This window comes from Marinilabilia rubra (genome assembly GCF_003121985.1).
GTDB classification, from domain to species: domain Bacteria; phylum Bacteroidota; class Bacteroidia; order Bacteroidales; family Marinilabiliaceae; genus Marinilabilia; species Marinilabilia rubra.
In genome coordinates this window covers 154,078-170,263 of record NZ_QEWP01000012.1, presented here as the reverse complement: position 1 = coordinate 170,263, position 16,186 = coordinate 154,078, and the positions used below count along the sequence as shown (strand labels likewise).

The window sequence follows — 16,186 nt, the reverse complement described above, 5'->3', positions numbered from 1 at the left end:
TTCCCATTCCGAACAGAGAAGTTAAGCCTGTTAGCGCCGATGGTACTACGTAAAAGTGGGAGAGTAGGTCGCCGCCGATCTTTAAGTAGAAATCCCGGTCTGATTAATTTCAGACCGGGATTTTTTTTGTTTATACCCCTTCTAATGCTGACCATTTTCTATATTACAGAAATATGGAAAAGTAGCAGGCTGAAAGTCTGCAATCAGATTAGCCCGGAGCATTCGCCCGGGAATGAATCTGGACTGCTGGACTGTTTTTAAAAATCATTTCGGCGTCTGCTTTTCTTCTCCGAATTTTTTCTTTTGTTATCAATCCTTCTTCTTTTCGATGCTTTTGTCGGTTTAGTGGGGATTCTTTTTTTTACAGGCCGCACTCCCCATTCTATTAAACCGTAAAACTTTTCAATAACAGTATTTTTATTACGCAATTGTGACCGCTCCTCTTCGGAGGAAAGTATCAGGTCACCGCTTCTTGTTAGTTTTGATCCTAATCTGGAGACCAAAAGTTCTTTTTCCCGATTTGAGAGAATGGAAGAATTTGGTATGGAGAAACGCAATTCTACTTTTGTATTTACTTTGTTTACATTTTGTCCCCCTGCACCACTACTTTTTGTTGCCGAAATGGTTATTTCTGTTTCAAGTCCTCTTTTTCTTATTTGTGTTGCCATATCAGATGAAAAATTTAAGACAGGATTATACCTGGATAGTACCTTTGACCTGGAGAAGAAGGGCTGTTATGCCTTTCTTCTGCCTATTTATTTCATGCAATTATAGGGTTTTATTAAAGTCAATAAATCGTTCGATTTTTAGATACCTGTCTGCCGTCAGTCAGGTAAGATTTAAGATAAATCGGAAAGTGCCATTAAACAAGGGTTTAAGTCAACCATACCTGTAATTCCCAAAAGCCGATTTATAGAATTTTACATAAGTTTAACGGAATATTGAAAGAAAATGGGCTTAAATAAAATAAAATTTTCGGATTTGAAATAATTGGAGGTTGAAAATGAAATTAAAATGCATATTTTAGGAAAAGAATTTTGAAAGGTTATTAAAAAAGATGCGCATGCTTCTGGTTTTAGAATATATTGAGCCATTATTTGTATTTATATCCATTGTTATTATTGCTGTTATGACCCGAAAACGGGTTAAAAAAGAGCGTTTGACTGTTTCAGATCATCATTCAAAACTTTCTATAGAATTTATTTCCGGATGGATTATAAGATGGGGCGGGATCTTGGCTGCGGTTGTTGTTTTGTTTTCCGGATGGTTAATAACAAACAACGTTTCGTATAATCAGGAGAAGTTTATGAAACAGAAATTAAGGATGCAGACAGTTAAACTTGTGCATTCATTTCATCCTGAGCAAATATCCAGGTTAAAGTTTACTGTTGAGGATAAAAACACTCCATTTTATGAACGGATAAAAAATCAAATTAGAAATTATGCTTTTTTATCTGGGGTAGATGGCATTTATACAGTAAAAAAAGCAGGAAATAACTTTTTTTTTGGCCCTGAAAGTTACATGCCCGGAGACCCATTGTATTCCCCTCCCGGAACTAAATACATTCATCCTCCATCTGTTTTGGGTAATGTTTTTTCTGATTATAGCACAATTGTCACAGATCCCTATCATGATGAGTATGGTTCATTTGTCAGTTGTTTTGCTCCTGTCATGGATATTGATGGAGATGATGTTTTAATGGTGGTTGGCATTGATATACCCCTTTCTGAATGGATATATCACAAAAACATAGTGAAGATTTTGCCTTTAGTCATTACCCTGCTGTTGTTTGTGTTTCTTTTAGCCGGATTTAAATATGCCAGAAAAAAGAAAGATAAAAAATCTTTAATTCATTTTCATACTTTAAGATATTGGGAGGGAGTGTTCGCTATGATTGCGGGATTGATAATCTCTCTTTACATTGCTAAAATTTCATTTGTTGAAAGTAATAGGTATAAAGATGCTGTTTTTTCACAATCTGCATCTGCTGAAGCTGCCGCTTTTGCAAGGTCTCTTGACATGGTTAAACATTCACTGTTAGGGATCTCTAAACTGTTTACGGCCAGTGAAACGGTTACACATGAGGAATTTAATGAATATGTAGAACGAGTGGTGGATTATCCATTTATTGCTTCAGCCGGATGGATAGAACATTATCCGGATGAAGGCTTTTTTAGTCGTTTTAGTTATCCTCCTGAGAAAAGTACTGTTCGTGATGGGAAATACCCTGCCAATTCCGATACATTACGATTTGGTGCTATTTTAGAAACGCTTTATACTGGTTTTATATCAGCAACCAATAGCTATAAAGCAAACGGGAAAAGACTTGTTGATCTATTTCTGGTAACCAAAGATAAAGATGGAAACACTAATGGCTTTGCGTCTATTACTATGGATCTTGATGCTTTGATGAGATCTTTATTGCATCACGAAACAATATACGATAATTTTTATGAGATTAATCTAAAACAGATTAGTAGTGCTGAACTTGACAGGGAAAATGGAAATAATGATTTTTTCAATAATGTAACTGAAAATAATGGAGAAGTTTCGTATGAATTTCTCGACTTTTTCTTTGGTAAGGTTTTTTCTGTATACATTGAAGCGGGTTCCGGTTTTTACAAAGTATTTGCTTCGTCATCTTTTTGGACTCCTTTTGTGATTGGGATGTTAATCACTGTTTTAATCACTTTGTTTATCGTGGTGATGATAAATCGAAGACTAATTCTGGAAAATGAAATCGATAAATATATTTCAAACCTTGAAATTAGTGAAGAAAGATTTAAGTCCCTATTCTCAAACATGCGCGAAGGGGTGGCTTTCCATCAAATGATATACGACGGCAATTCAGCCGTTAGTTACAGAATAATGGAAGTTAACCGCGCTTTTGAAGATTTGCTTGGGCTGAAGAGAGAATGGGTAATTGGGAAAGAAGCAAAAGAGGCCTATTCTGAATTTCCTTCTTATTTTGATAAGTATATTGATGCTGTTTCGAACAGAGAATCTTTTGTCTTTGAGTCCTTTTCAGAAATACACAAAAAGTATTTTGAGATATCAGTGACTCCATGGGGACAGAGTGGATTTGCCACTATTTTTTCGGATATCACTAAACGACGGGAAGCTGAAAACCGGTTGAAAAAAAGTAAGGAAAGATATCGGTTGATCTCTGAGAATGCAGGTGATTTAATTTGGGTTTATGATCCGAAAGTTGAGGCGTTCAGTTATGTTAGCCCCTCTGTTAAAAAGCTAACCGGTTTTTCATATGAAGAACTGGTTGGGAAAAATATGGGATTTATTCTTGAAGAAGAATCATTCTCAAAAGTGAAGTCACGTTTACCACTCAGAATAGCGAGGTATGGGATAGGTGAAGAGATGATGCGTGTAGAGAAAACACGGATAAATGTCAAAAAGAAGTCAGGAGGGTCTGTTCCTCTTGAAGTTATTACTACTCTTCTTCTAAATGATGAAAAAAATGTCACCGGTATTCTGGGGGTCGGCAGAGATATAAGTGATCGACTTGCAGCCGAAAATGCTCTTAAAGTGAATGAGGAGAAGTACCGGTTATTGGTCGAAAACCAAAGTGACCTGGTTGTAAAGGTTGATCGTGAAGGGTATTTACTATACGTAAGTCCCTCTTACTGCAAACTGTTTGCAAAAAGTGAAGATGAGCTTCTGAATAAGAAATTTATGCCGTTGGTTCATCCTGAAGACAGAGCTTCAACCGAAGAAGCTATGAAGAAACTTAACGATTCACCACATCAGGTGCTGTTAGAACAAAGAGCAATGACCAAAGATGGATGGAAATGGCTGGCATGGAGTGATACTGCAATACTGAATGAGAGAGGTGAGATCTCTGAGATCATAGGAGTTGGGCGCGATGTTACTGAGCAAAAAATGGCTGAGAAAGCTTTACAGGAAAGCCGTGAGATGCTCGAAAGGCAAAATGAAGAGTATGCTTCTCTTAATGAGGAATACCTTACAATGAATGAAGAACTCACTAGTATAAATGAAGATCTGAGCACTGCTATTGAAAGGGCAGAAGAAAGCGAAAAACTGAAAACTGCTTTCTTGCAAAATATGTCGCACGAAATCAGAACGCCCTTAAATTCCATTATTGGGTTTTCCGAAATGCTTGGAATGGATTATTTAACCGATGATGACAGAAAAGAATTTACCACGATCATAGTGAACAGCAGTCGACAGTTGCTAGACCTGGTAAATGATATCTTGACCATATCAGCCATTGAAACCCGGCAGGAAATGGCCAATGTTATTCCTGTAAATATCAATGACCTTGTATCTGAACTTCACGGAATATTTCGGTCCAAAGCTAAAGAAAAAGGAGTCTTGCTCAAGCTGAATAAATCTTTAAATAATGGGATGGCGGTATTGCTGACAGATGAATTAAAATTGAGACAGATTCTCATAAATTTGTTGGGTAATGCTTTAAAATTCACCGATGAAGGTTTTGTGGAGTATGGTTACGAATTGAAGGAAGATAGCGAGTTCGTTTTTTATGTGAAAGACACGGGGGTAGGGATTCCTCTTAAGATGCAGGATCGCATTTTCGATCGCTTTATGCAGGCCGATAACAACATTAAAGGCCATTTTGGCGGCACCGGATTAGGATTGGCTATTTGTAAAGGTCATGTGGAGATGCTGGGCGGGAAAATATGGTTAGAGTCCACTCCGGGTGTGGGATCTGTATTTTATTTCACGCTTCCGGTTTTGAGAGATGGTGACAATTAAATTCATGCAAATGCTGTGCTGAAATATTATTGTAAATCAATAGATCCTTAGTTCCGAAGCTTCCGGTATAGATTTAAGTAGGAGCTGCTGAAAAAGTCAAAAGGACAGAATTTGCAAGCCGCCCAAACGAAATAGTATTGAAATACTTCGAGATTGTGACGGTGAAGTAAATTTTGTTCTTTTGATTAGCCATTTTCATAAATTCAAGTGCAAAGAAATTGGAGTAATTGTGAAATAACCTTAGGCTTAAGTCCTTGTTGAGATGATTTAAAGTTTTAATAGTTAATAAAATATGCGTTTCCCAGCGCTTTGCGCCAAGCTAAGCCCGTGAAGAGAGAATTAGCATATAGTTCTTTGAAACTTTTCATCCGGAACCAGTAGGTAATCAATCCTATCCGGGAAAGTTTAACCGACACCCGGAACTGAGTGTTGCGTAGTTAGCAGAAATGTTGGCACGAAGCGTACACCGGGAATGCAAAAGCCGTTTAGTTAAAGCCTCGAAAAAAAACCGAATGCAAGGGTTTTCACATTAGCGCTTGTGGGAACAGTAGCGCAGTAATCGTCATGGTAAGGGAACTGTGCCCGACCGGGGTCGTTGAGCATGGCAAATGCATATATTTATCTGTATTATGTGTTGGATGAATGGTTTTCAGAAGTTATCCAACCCAGATTGAAGGGCAGGAGTTTTATAGTTCGTTATGCCGATGACTTTGTTCTCGGGTTTGAAAGAGTAGAAGATGAAACTCGTGTAATGGAAGTACTTTTCAAACGATCTGAGAAATATTTTCTTCAATTACATCCGGGAGAGACCCGGATGGTAAATCTGAACGAACCAGACCGGGGAAACAGGAGTTTCGATTTTCTGGGATTTACCCACTATATGGGTAAAAGCAGAAAGGGAAAACCCATACTCAAACGCAAAACGAGCAAAAAGAAATACTCGGAGGCTCTAAACAAAACGGGAGAATGGTTGAAGTGAAACAGGCACAATAGAATTAGGGATAATATCCGGGATTTGAATGTCAAACTTCGTGGATACTACAATTATTATGGCATAACTTTCAATTCCCGAAGACTGGCCGGTTATTACCACCAGATAAGACGTTTGTTGCTTAAATGGCTGAACAGACGAGGGGGGAAGCCAACATGGCAATGGGAGCGGTTCACCAAACTGGTGATCCAATGGTGTCCATTGTTAAAACCCAGGATATATCATTCTTATCTTTTAGCGAAACCAAGTTGAGAGGAACCGTATGCGGGAAATCCGCTCGTACGGATCTGTGGGGGAGCGGCAAAGTAATGAGCCGCTCTACCCGGACCCTTAGTAATCAACAGACCGGGTGCTGAGAGGCAGTGGAAAAGAATTGACAGGATGGCGGTATTCAACACTTTGGGGAGAGTTTGCCGGATAAGCATACATCCATCGCATATGAATTAATGGCCCGGCTGGTATTAATAAGACCAGGCCATTGTATTTAAATGAACCGTTGATTTTGTTAAGCACTCTTAGTTTTCTTCCTTTTCAGTGTCGTTCTCGTTTTGGGTTTCCTTAGTTGCTTTTTTGTTTTCAATATTTTCATTTTCGGGCGCTTTGAAAAAGTCCATGAAGCTTCTCAGGCGGTTATTCGATCCTATTTGGAATACATAATTGTCCTGGCCTAAGCCTGTTTTTATTTTTCGTTCATCTATATCCAGCCTCTGGATGGCTTCATTGAAGGAATCTGAAGAGGATAGAATCAACATTTTTCCATTATTGTAACTGTAGAAAAACCAGGTATCAGGATCGGCCTGGATATGTATTTCAAAGGAGTTTCCACCCCGGCTTCTGGAAATAAGTGCCTTAACATCAACTTCGCGGGCAACCGAGAGGTTGTGAATCCATCCCAGGTTGGCTTTTCCATCTGCAACATACGATCTTGACGGTGTATCCCATCTGAAATCAATGTTTGTAAAGCCAAGTGTGTATTGTAATTCAGGGGGTAACACCTCTATAATATCTGTGGTAGGCTGAATCAGATCCGCCACTTTTTTCGCTGTTTTCGAAGTGGTCCATTCTCTGAGCCGTTTTTCTGTAATTTCTTTTTTATCGTTGGCATCAGGAGCTTTTGATGCTCGAATGATGTTGGCCATGGAGGTCAAACTCGCAGGATCAAGCATAAAATCGGCTCCCAAAAGGGCATTTATATCTATTTCGTTTTCAGCTTTCAGGTGCGATATTTTTCCTGATGCATGAAGCTTAACCTGTTCAAGATCTATTCCCAGGTTTAATTCACCCTCGCCCGTTACGGCACATTCCTTTTCCAGGTATCGGATAATATTGCCTGACGAATCAGGTTGAGCTAACTTTCGTGGCTCAGCAATTTCAAAACTGCTGATTCCTTTGTTATATCTTAGAAAGCCGTCGGCACGAACAATCGGTGTATTATTGATTCTTCTGTTTTTTTCAAGAAAAGCACTGTAAATATGTGTCGAATCAAGATTGAGGAAAACATCATGGCTTAAATCCTCAAGTTCCATGTTTACTGTTTTCTCATCAATCGGTATTCGGATGCTGTCAGGATCTATTTTTGAGGTGAACCTGACATAATCCTGCGGGCCCTTTTGTGAGCAACGGTGTAATAATTGGGTTCCGCCATCGAAAGTGAGTAAGGGCTCCCCGGTTTTTAGGGCAACATCACCCTGGAAGGCAAAATGTTCATCAAATGTAAAAAGCTTGTCTTCCGGGATGGTCCCTTCTGCCTCTGTTTGGACTTCATCATTTACCGAAATATTATGGAAATCCAACGTAAATTCTTTATCATCCCCATTGATGAAGTCATATTCACCATAGCCATTATACATATGCTTACCTTCAATGGCAATATGTGCATTTTTAAATTTATGTTTTGAATCTTTTAGAACGACAAAGGTAGAGTCCAATGGATCCATTTTTGCGTCCTGGTGGATTTTTACAATTCCATCATTCAAAATAATATCAGCATCGGCTACTTGAATGTTGTAAACCTCGCTTGCTTCAATTGTCCGGGTTTCAATATCATAAACAGCAAGTGGAGCCCTGAAGTCTAAGGAGTCTTGTTTTCGATGGGTAGATACGAAACGGTTTCCCTCTGATCCACTGGCCCCCATATAAATATCGTTCATGTCCATATCCCACGAAAATTCACTGATATAAGCGATGTAGCGATTTTCAGTAAATTCTACCTTATTACCCATATCCCGCGATTGGAAGCGTCCCTGGCGCTCTTCAAAGTCCAGATCTGCTATCAGATTGTTTGTTTTAAATGAGACACCCTCCATCTCTTCATCACCGATCAGATTAAAATCAGCACTGTCAGTCATTAGGCCGTGATGTGTTAAATCCATTTTTTTTGAGACCAGGTTGGCACTTGGCATGAAGAGTTTTCCATGGGCTACCAACCCATTGGGAGCAAGGGTAAGCCCTCCTTTTAGGGAGGTTTCTTCTTTGAAAATGTGCATCTCCTGAGAGGTGGTTTGCGCTAAAAGCTCTTCCTGGTTGGGGAAATAATTTATTTGGACGTTTTCTCCCTGAACATCGGGATATTCAACCCCTGTTGTTTGAGGTTCAATGTTAAAAGTGTGGGCCTCTCCTTTGGTTTCATCCGGCAAAAAGGTAAATTCTTCTGATTCTGCTGAACTGGTCAGATAATCCAATCGTCCGTTTCCTTTTAGGCCCTCATTGCTCAAATCAATTTCATTGGTGAATCTGGCTCTTTCTTTATATATGGGATAGCCATCAGAAGGAGTGGTTTTTATAAATCCTAATGAATAGTCGTTACGCACAACAAGTTGGTCTTCAATTTCCGGGAAAATATTTGAAACCAACTTCCCGTCAAATACAATGTTGCTTAAGTTTAAATTATTAATACTATCTATTTCAAAAGGATTTAGTTCAAAATAGAAGTTTTCTGAATCGTATGCGCCATCCTGAATGTCTCCCCGGTCGTAGTATACAAAGGAATTTCGATCGCTTACCAAAACCGGGAAACGGGGGAAATCAAGAATTCCCGATTTATTATTGGCTGTGTCAATCTGGAGGTAGCCCGACAATCCTGCCACTGTATTGTCAATGGTTCGCAATAACGGACGACCGTAATTATCCGTTCGGTCTGATTCAACACTCATACGCATTGAATCGATCGTTTGCATGTCTATTCTGAAATCGTCGTAGGAAAAGAAGAATCCATCTCCGAACAATTCAATCATACCTGCGAGAATATGACCGTTGAAGCTGAAATTTCTGTTATTCTTTAGAGTTACCTCTTTATTCTCAGGTAAAAATACGACATTTTGGTGGTCACTGATGGATATGTTTTCAACTCCATTAAGGGCCAGATCATAGTTTTTAAGGTCAAATATGGCATTGGGTTCATTCTCGGGGGTTGTAGATTTAAAACGAATGACATCATAATCCTTTTTACCCATCCTGAATTTGATGTAATCCATCAGTCTTTCCTGGATTTTTACGGTATCCGTATTTACATTGAAGTCCACAAAACCTGAAAAGGATAGTTTTAATATTTGTTGTCTGACCTGGCTCTCAGGCCTGTTTAAAAAGCGTGCATAGTCTTTGGCCGTGAAAGGTTTTTTTTTGTTTTGGTAATAACAATTTCGCAAACCAAAAAGAGGGTGGATGGCATCCATCCCCTGTAGGTAATTGAAAAATGACTCGCGGTAAAAACTCAAAGATTCGAAAAAGGAGTGGTTTCGGGAAGCTCCGTCGAGCATTCGCAACTCCATGTAGTGATTATTCAAATTCCAATGAATAATTTCCGAATCGATGCTCACATTATGGTAGGTATCGAAGAACGGACTCTGGGATATGCCTTCTCCACTTCGGATGAGATAAAGATCATTGGAAGGTGCCATGTATTTGAATTCCAGACCGGGATGGTGTATGGTGCCGGTGTCCAGATGCATCGTGACTTCGGTGTTCTTACTTAGAATTTCGTCTTCGCGTAAAGCAAAGAACAGGGATTTTGCAGAGATGAAAAGGGTGTCATTTCTAAAGATGCTGATGGTAGCAGGATTTTTATCGGTTCCCGAACCCAGAAATTTTGCTCCATGCTGGGAAAAGCCTCCCTTGTAATTCATGTTGGGATGTATATTGTCTATTCGAAAAACCTGCTCGTATGATTCGAACTTAGGATATGTACTTGATGAAGGGGAGTTTATGGACATCACCTTATGTGTGAGGTTTCCTTTGAGGGGGCTGTTGAAATAGAATCGATTGTAAAATGTGACGTTTTTAACAACAAAATCGGAGTCATCCATGTCAACGGTGTAGGCATCGAAATCTGCATATACTTTATTGGAGGCATAGCCACTTCGTTCCCAGGTTACCCGCCCTTCGATGCCTTCCCAGAGTCCGGAAACCACATCCATTTTGCCACGTGTGTTGTATATCGAAATGCTGTCGTTTCTTGAATGACAAACAAGGGTCGTACTTGGGAGGGAGAGTTTTAAACTGTCGTTTTCAAAAATAAACTGGTATTCAGGTGTACGGGAAAACCAAGCCACACCGGGTGAACTAAATATTCTCTGTTCAATTAATATTCCTTGTGTGGTATCTAGAATTTTGTTGAAATGGCGGACAGCGAATTTTTGCTTTTCAAAAAAAGATTTGGTGGCCTTTACCCAGATTGAAAAGTTTTTATTGAGCTGATCGTTTTGAACAAAAGATTGAACTGTAGTAAGGAATAAATGGTAATCCGGAAAAGCTCTTGCATTTTTATCATACAGCAAGTCGGATATTTCGATAATCGCTGTTTTGGCCTCGTCGGGAGTGGAAGGAGAGAGCCAGAACTCCTCAAAACCGTCAAGATAATCCTTCGCCTTTTTTCTTTCAGAGGAGGCTTTAAAAATGTCTTCTATTTTTTCCAAAAAAGCTGCTTCACCAGTGGATGTAAAGAATTTTTCCTGAGCCTTCATTTGGCCAAAAAGCATGGAAATGATTATCAGGATAAAGACTTTAAAACTCAGGCTTTGAGAGAATACGGATTTATTACTCTGAAATATAGATGAATTGGCCCTACTCATTTATCTGGCTTTGAGAAATTATTTTTTCCTATACGATAGAGCTACCCATTTGTTCTGTTCTTTGACAGAAAGATGTTCCCAATTAAGCGAAAGGGCTTTTTTATTTATTTTATCAAAATCTTCTTCGTAAAAACCGCTCATTATTATTGTAGCTCCTTTTTTGGCAACTTCATTGTAACGTGGCATGTCTTCCAACAGGATATTTCGATTGATATTGGCCAGGATGGTATCAAATTCCGGCATCTCTCGTAGTAAAGAGGCGTCACCAAGCTTTATGTCCATATTATTGATGTGATTGAGCTGAAGGTTTTCTATTGCATTTTCCCTGGCCCATTGGTCTATGTCAATGCCTAAAACCTGTTTGGCGCCTTTCATTGAGGCTAAGATTCCCAATATTCCTGTTCCACATCCCATATCCAGAATTTGCTGACCATCAACTTCTCTTTCAAGGATAAATTGTATCATTAAACTGGTGGTTTCATGATACCCTGTTCCAAATGACATTTTGGGATTGATTAAAATTTCGTATTTCGGAGCCTGGGAGGGCTTTTCATGAAAGGAGGAGCGCACAAGACACTCATTTCCGATAAGAATGGGTTTGAAATAATTTTTTTCCCATTCCTCATTCCAGTTTTTTTCTTCAAGGTCCTCTACGGAAATTTCGGCCGTAAACTCCGGTGAGTTAAGAATTGGAAGATTGTTTTCGTCAAGAGGGCGATATAGATCTTCAAGAATATAGGCCTCAAGGCCTTCTTGCGATTCAAGAAAACTTTCATAGCCCAATTCGGAGAGCAGTGCGATAAAAATTTCTTTGGAGGCTTCAGTCGCAGGTGCGATTTTTATGTTGATCTTTTTGTATGTCATAATAAAAAAAGACCTGCCCAAACATGGGGGCAGGTCGAAAAAATGGTTTCCAATAAATTAAAATGCAGAAATAATACCACGGAAGTCTTCTGCTTTAAGAGAAGCACCACCAATTAAGCCACCATCAACATCTGCGTTTGAAAATAGTTCTTTGGCGTTTCCCGGCTTACAACTACCACCGTAAAGAATGGAAATTTCATCAGCAACATCCTGGCCATATTTATCAGCAAGCACTTTACGAATGAATGCATGCATTTCCTGAGCCTGCTCGGGAGAAGCTGTTTTTCCTGTTCCAATAGCCCATACAGGCTCATATGCCAAAACGATTTTTTTGAAATCATCAGCTGAAAGGTGGAACAAAGCTTCTTCGATTTGAGATTTTACAATCTCAAAATGTTTGTCTGCTTCTCTCTCTTCCAATACTTCACCAATACAGAAAATAGGTGTTAACTCGTTTTTAAGAGCAAGGTCAGTTTTGGTTTTCAGGATTTCATTGGTCTCACCATAATAAGCTCTTCTTTCACTGTGTCCAAGAATAACATAGCGGGCTCCGGTTGATTTAACCATTTCGGCTGATACTTCTCCGGTGTAAGCACCTGATTCCTGGTCGGCACAGTTTTGAGCTGAAACACCAATTAGGTCCTGATCAACAGTCTTGCAAACTTCTGTCAGGTGAATGAAAGGTGTTCCGATCACCACTCTGCAATTTGGCTTTTCGGCCTGCAATGCAGATTGAAGTTCTTTTGCCAATTCTACCCCTTCCTGGAGGTTTTTGTTCATTTTCCAGTTTCCGGCTACAATGTTTTGTCTCATTGGTTTTTGTTTATGGTTTTACGTGATTTTAATATAATCAAAGCAACAAGGACAATCAGAAATAAATGCCCAAGTAATAAATTGCGCGATTTTTTTGCCTGTAGCTGCTTCAAAGTCATACTGAGTGGATGTGTTAACTCTGAAGGGGCCGGCAAATCGTTATAGTGCCATTTCCCGGTTACGGTTCCATTTTGCAACAGCAACAATCCCGGGTTGGACCTGATGATGGTTTTTAGGTTGGTTTCATCTCCCTGCAGAAAGTCAAAATTCGTTTTGAAGGCTTCATTAAAGTTTTGTGCCTCATCCATTGTGGATGCTGTAACAACAAAGAATGGAATATTATCCTCCCCGGCCGTTGCATTCAGCTGAGCCAGTTCAAGTGCCTGTTCTTCTGATATTGCAGATGTTTTAGGGGATACAACCAGCCATAAGGGTTCCTTCATATTCAATAGTTGATCCGTGATGTCTCCTCTCTCCGGATGTTGGAGTACAAAGTCATGGATAGGAGGGGTATATCCCTCACTAATCAACTCGGTTTTGCTGTCAACAAATACCCAGGTGGTGTCTTCGTATGGATAATTGTTTTCGTTAAATTCTTTTTGAACCCCATCTTTTTTAAGTATGAAAGTTGTTTTGTATTGGGGCTGGGGGGCGTCTTCGGGAATAGTCATTCCGGCTGATATGTTGCTGCCAATCGAATATGGACGAAAGTCGAGGAGTGGCAAGTGTTTGAAACTGTAAATTGATATCCCCAAAATATAAACCACCATTAAAAAGGTGAAAACTCGTTGTAACGATAATGAACAGGGGGAATTTAAAGTTTGTTTTGAGAAAAACAGCAGGCTGGCAAATGCAAGAATGACAATGTTTTTCCAAAAAGTTTCCCAGTTTGTAAGTTTTATGGCATCACCAAAACATCCACAATCAGTGACCGGATTAAAAATGGCTAAACCAAGTGTCAGGATGGTGAAGAATAACAGAAAATAAAACGACAGACGAGTGGCAATTTTGGGAAAGATGTTGAATACCAGAAGCACGCCTATGATGAATTCAAGCGATGCAAGAGCAACGCTGGCCGGCATTGTTAAAGACATTAGCCAGTCCATATTAAAGGCCTGAAAGTAATCGTGGAATTTGATGGAACCTCCCACAGGATCAACAGCCTTAACGAATCCTGAAAAAATAAAGGTGGCTCCCACCAGTAACCGACTGATAAATCGTAATAATTTCAACATCATATCAAACGATTTTTGGATAAATTAATTGGCGTTTTCTGTCTTTTCTTCCGGAAACTCTATTTTTATCAGACCAAAAACGGCATAATTAATTATGTCCATGTAGTTGGCATCAATACCTTCCGAAATAATGGTTTTCCCCTGATTGTTTTCTATTTGTTTTGTTCTGTGCAGTTTCATCAGGATAAGATCTGTGAAAGAACTGATGCGCATATTTCGCCAGGCTTCGTCATAATCATGGTTTTTATCGCCCATCAGGTTTTTGGCGGCGTAAATATGTTTGTTGTAAAGTTCGGAAGCTTCCTCGGGCAGCATGGCAGGATGATCGGACGGCCCAAGATCAAGCTGAATAAGCCCCATTGTGGCATAATTAACGATGCCTATAAACTCCGATTTTATATCATCCTCAATTTTGGATGTTCCTTTAGTTTCAATACTCCTGATCCGCTGGGCTTTTATAAATATCTGATCGGTCATGGAACTTGGCCTGAGGATTCGCCAGGCCGTTCCGTAATCTTTCATCTTTTTCTCAAAAATGTCACGGCACAACTTTATGACATGCTCGTATTGTTGGTCTGTTTTTTCCGCCATATTTCAATTTTGAGCCGTAAAATTACAAAAAAGCTATGGAACATGGCACCTATATCTTTTTATATTGAAAACTACCCCTGTTTCAACCTTTGAAAACTCTCTTTTTTTAGCTTTTTTTGTTTGTTGATATTACCACAATAATTCATTTTGCGTGAATTGTAATTAAAAGCTGGAAATGCATGAAGCAGTATGAAGTAAAAAAACGATTTCTGGATAAAGGGTATCAGATTAATTGTCGTGGACGTCTGGTGGATATGAGTGAACCGGTTGTGATGGGGATTGTAAATATAACCCCCGACAGCTTTTACGCAGAGAGTCGTGTGCAGGCTATTGATGCTGTTTTGGACCGGGTTGAAAAAATACAACGAGAAGGTGGTACGATTGTGGATGTGGGCGCCTATTCATCACGTCCCGGTGCAGATCATATTTCTGAAGAGGAGGAGGCGGCCCGTCTCTGGCCTGTTCTTGAAGCTATCAGAAAATCCTGGCCTGACGTTCTTTTGTCCCTCGATACCTTTAGAGGGGCCATTGCCGAAAAAGCAGTTAATGATTACGGGGTTGATATAATAAACGACATTTCGGCCGGAACGCTTGATAACTCCATGTTTGAAACCATTGGAAAATTGAATGTTCCATATATACTCATGCATATTCAAGGAACTCCGGGGAGTATGCAGAAAGATCCTCATTATGTTGATGTTACCGGAGAAGTTATTTTGTATTTAGCCAGAAAAACAGACCGTTTACGTGAGTTGGGAGTGTCGGATATTATTCTGGATCCCGGTTTTGGGTTTGGAAAAACAATTGACCACAATTATCAGCTTCTGCATGATTTAGAGCAGTTCAGAATGTTTGAAGTTCCAATTTTGGTGGGAGTATCCCGTAAATCCATGATTTATAAGTTTCTTGGGGGAGATGCTCATACTGCCTTAAACGGAACATCAGTGCTGAATACGTTGGCATTGAGCACCGGTGCTAATATTTTAAGGGTTCACGATGTTAAAGAAGCCGTAGAATGTGTTAAATTAGTCTCAAAAACATTGAAGTAATATATTCGTTACTTTGTTAAAACAGCAATATGACCTTCCTTGAAATAAGATTTATCGATTTGGTCGATATCTTTTTGGTTGCCTATTTAATGTATCGGCTTTACAAGCTGATCAAAGGAACCGTGGCTTTAAATATTTTCATTGGTATTTTTGCATTTATTGTTTTCTGGCTCCTGATAAAGTCACTTAGCATGGAATTGTCATCCACCATTCTTGACAACTTTGTGAATGTTGGAGTTGTGGCAATAATTGTTGTTTTTCAGCAGGAAATAAGACGCTTTTTATTGCTGTTGGGGGGGCGTTACAATCTTCACAGTAAGTTTTCTTTCGATCGTTTTTTTGAAGGCAAGTCAGCGGGGATGATGAACATTTATATTCGACCTGTGGTTCAAGCCTGCGAAGATTTTGCCAAATCAAAAACAGGTGCCCTGATTGTCATAACAAAAAACTCGGAGTTACTTGATTTTGTGCACACAGGTGAGTTGTTAAATGCGGTGATATCAAGGAGGTTGATTGAATCTGTCTTCTTTAAAAACAGTCCGTTGCACGACGGCGCACTCATTATTAATCGCAACAAAATAAAAGCTGCAGGTTGTATTTTGCCCGTTTCGCAAAACATGGAACTTCCCAAGCGTTTTGGCCTCCGGCACCGTGCAGGGATGGGGATTACCGAGTCGACAGATGCTGTAGCTATAGTTGTTTCCGAGGAGCGCGGGCGCATAAGCTTCTTTCAGAACGGTCGGGGAGAATATAATATTTCAATAAACGAGCTTGAGAAAAGACTGGAAGAAGCTGGATTAACTAATTAAAATTTCTTACTTTTTGGC

At 39.5% G+C, this 16,186-nt stretch carries 11 protein-coding genes, 1 rRNA gene and 1 pseudogene; 7 read left to right on the top strand and 6 right to left on the bottom strand.

The window, feature by feature from the left end; translation table 11 throughout:
* Positions 1-80: ribosomal RNA gene (gene rrf, locus DDZ16_RS14750) — 5S ribosomal RNA — on the top strand; the annotation flags it as partial.
* Positions 81-257: 177 nt separating this feature from the next.
* On the opposite strand, the gene arfB is transcribed toward rrf, so the two are convergent.
* On the bottom strand, positions 258-668 hold the full coding sequence (gene arfB / locus DDZ16_RS14745) for an alternative ribosome rescue aminoacyl-tRNA hydrolase ArfB (protein ID WP_109265249.1): 411 nt from the start codon (positions 666-668) through the stop codon (positions 258-260).
* 395 nt (positions 669-1,063) lie between these two features.
* Between arfB and DDZ16_RS14740 the strand changes: the two genes are divergently transcribed.
* From DDZ16_RS14740 to DDZ16_RS20985, 4 genes and pseudogenes are all read left to right on the top strand, one after another.
* Positions 1,064-4,750, top strand: coding sequence for a PAS domain S-box protein (locus DDZ16_RS14740; protein ID WP_109265248.1), 3,687 nt, complete (start codon positions 1,064-1,066; stop codon positions 4,748-4,750).
* A 601-nt stretch (positions 4,751-5,351) separates the two neighbouring features.
* Positions 5,352-5,729 carry a reverse transcriptase domain-containing protein gene (locus DDZ16_RS14735; RefSeq protein ID WP_232526722.1) on the top strand — a complete coding sequence of 126 codons (378 nt, stop codon included), beginning with the start codon at positions 5,352-5,354 and terminating at the stop codon, positions 5,727-5,729.
* A 36-nt stretch (positions 5,730-5,765) separates the two neighbouring features.
* Positions 5,766-5,849: pseudogene (locus DDZ16_RS21125) on the top strand (hypothetical protein); the annotation flags it as partial.
* A 17-nt stretch (positions 5,850-5,866) separates the two neighbouring features.
* Entirely contained in the window at positions 5,867-6,097 is a 231-nt protein-coding gene (locus DDZ16_RS20985; RefSeq protein ID WP_232526720.1) for a hypothetical protein, read from the top strand.
* Positions 6,098-6,256: 159 nt separating this feature from the next.
* Here the strand turns inward: DDZ16_RS20985 and DDZ16_RS14720 are convergent, their stop codons facing one another.
* Genes DDZ16_RS14720 through DDZ16_RS14700 form a run of 5 tightly spaced genes read right to left on the bottom strand, consistent with a single transcriptional unit; the run spans position 6,257 to position 14,310 of the window.
* Positions 6,257-10,807 (bottom strand): hypothetical protein, encoded by a 4,551-nt coding sequence (locus DDZ16_RS14720; RefSeq protein WP_232526719.1) that lies wholly within the window; start codon positions 10,805-10,807, stop codon positions 6,257-6,259.
* Between the two features lie 18 nt (positions 10,808-10,825).
* Positions 10,826-11,671, bottom strand: coding sequence for a 50S ribosomal protein L11 methyltransferase (prmA, locus tag DDZ16_RS14715; protein ID WP_109265256.1), 846 nt, complete (start codon positions 11,669-11,671; stop codon positions 10,826-10,828).
* 57 nt (positions 11,672-11,728) lie between these two features.
* Positions 11,729-12,484, bottom strand: coding sequence for a triose-phosphate isomerase (gene tpiA, locus DDZ16_RS14710; protein ID WP_109265245.1), 756 nt, complete (start codon positions 12,482-12,484; stop codon positions 11,729-11,731).
* Positions 12,481-13,722: a BT_3928 family protein gene (locus DDZ16_RS14705; protein ID WP_232526717.1), complete on the bottom strand. Its 1,242-nt coding sequence runs from the start codon at positions 13,720-13,722 to the stop codon at positions 12,481-12,483. Before DDZ16_RS14705 ends, tpiA begins: the two co-directional genes overlap by 4 nt.
* A gap of 21 nt (positions 13,723-13,743) precedes the next feature.
* Positions 13,744-14,310 carry a DUF1599 domain-containing protein gene (locus DDZ16_RS14700; protein ID WP_109265244.1) on the bottom strand — a complete coding sequence of 189 codons (567 nt, stop codon included), beginning with the start codon at positions 14,308-14,310 and terminating at the stop codon, positions 13,744-13,746.
* Positions 14,311-14,489: 179 nt separating this feature from the next.
* On the opposite strand from DDZ16_RS14700, the gene folP reads away from it, so the two are divergent.
* Together folP and cdaA are read left to right on the top strand one after the other, a co-directional pair.
* Entirely contained in the window at positions 14,490-15,359 is an 870-nt protein-coding gene (gene folP, locus DDZ16_RS14695; protein WP_109265243.1) for a dihydropteroate synthase, read from the top strand.
* Positions 15,360-15,388: 29 nt separating this feature from the next.
* The gene (cdaA, locus tag DDZ16_RS14690; RefSeq protein ID WP_109265242.1) at positions 15,389-16,168 is read left to right on the top strand and encodes a diadenylate cyclase CdaA; all 780 of its coding nucleotides are present in this window, start codon (positions 15,389-15,391) and stop codon (positions 16,166-16,168) included.
* The last annotated feature ends 18 nt before the right edge of the window (positions 16,169-16,186 follow it).

Excerpts from the sequence above, each read along its gene's own strand:
- arfB (WP_109265249.1), bottom strand. The coding sequence starts at position 668 with ATGGCAACACAAATAAGAAAAAGAGGACTTGAAACAGAAATAACCATT.
- DDZ16_RS14740 (WP_109265248.1), top strand. The coding sequence starts at position 1,064 with ATGCTTCTGGTTTTAGAATATATTGAGCCATTATTTGTATTTATATCC.
- DDZ16_RS14735 (WP_232526722.1), top strand. The coding sequence starts at position 5,352 with ATGGCAAATGCATATATTTATCTGTATTATGTGTTGGATGAATGGTTT.
- DDZ16_RS20985 (WP_232526720.1), top strand. The coding sequence starts at position 5,867 with ATGGCTGAACAGACGAGGGGGGAAGCCAACATGGCAATGGGAGCGGTT.
- DDZ16_RS14720 (WP_232526719.1), bottom strand. The coding sequence starts at position 10,807 with ATGAGTAGGGCCAATTCATCTATATTTCAGAGTAATAAATCCGTATTC.
- prmA (WP_109265256.1), bottom strand. The coding sequence starts at position 11,671 with ATGACATACAAAAAGATCAACATAAAAATCGCACCTGCGACTGAAGCC.
- tpiA (WP_109265245.1), bottom strand. The coding sequence starts at position 12,484 with ATGAGACAAAACATTGTAGCCGGAAACTGGAAAATGAACAAAAACCTC.
- DDZ16_RS14705 (WP_232526717.1), bottom strand. The coding sequence starts at position 13,722 with ATGATGTTGAAATTATTACGATTTATCAGTCGGTTACTGGTGGGAGCC.
- DDZ16_RS14700 (WP_109265244.1), bottom strand. The coding sequence starts at position 14,310 with ATGGCGGAAAAAACAGACCAACAATACGAGCATGTCATAAAGTTGTGC.
- folP (WP_109265243.1), top strand. The coding sequence starts at position 14,490 with ATGAAGCAGTATGAAGTAAAAAAACGATTTCTGGATAAAGGGTATCAG.
- cdaA (WP_109265242.1), top strand. The coding sequence starts at position 15,389 with ATGACCTTCCTTGAAATAAGATTTATCGATTTGGTCGATATCTTTTTG.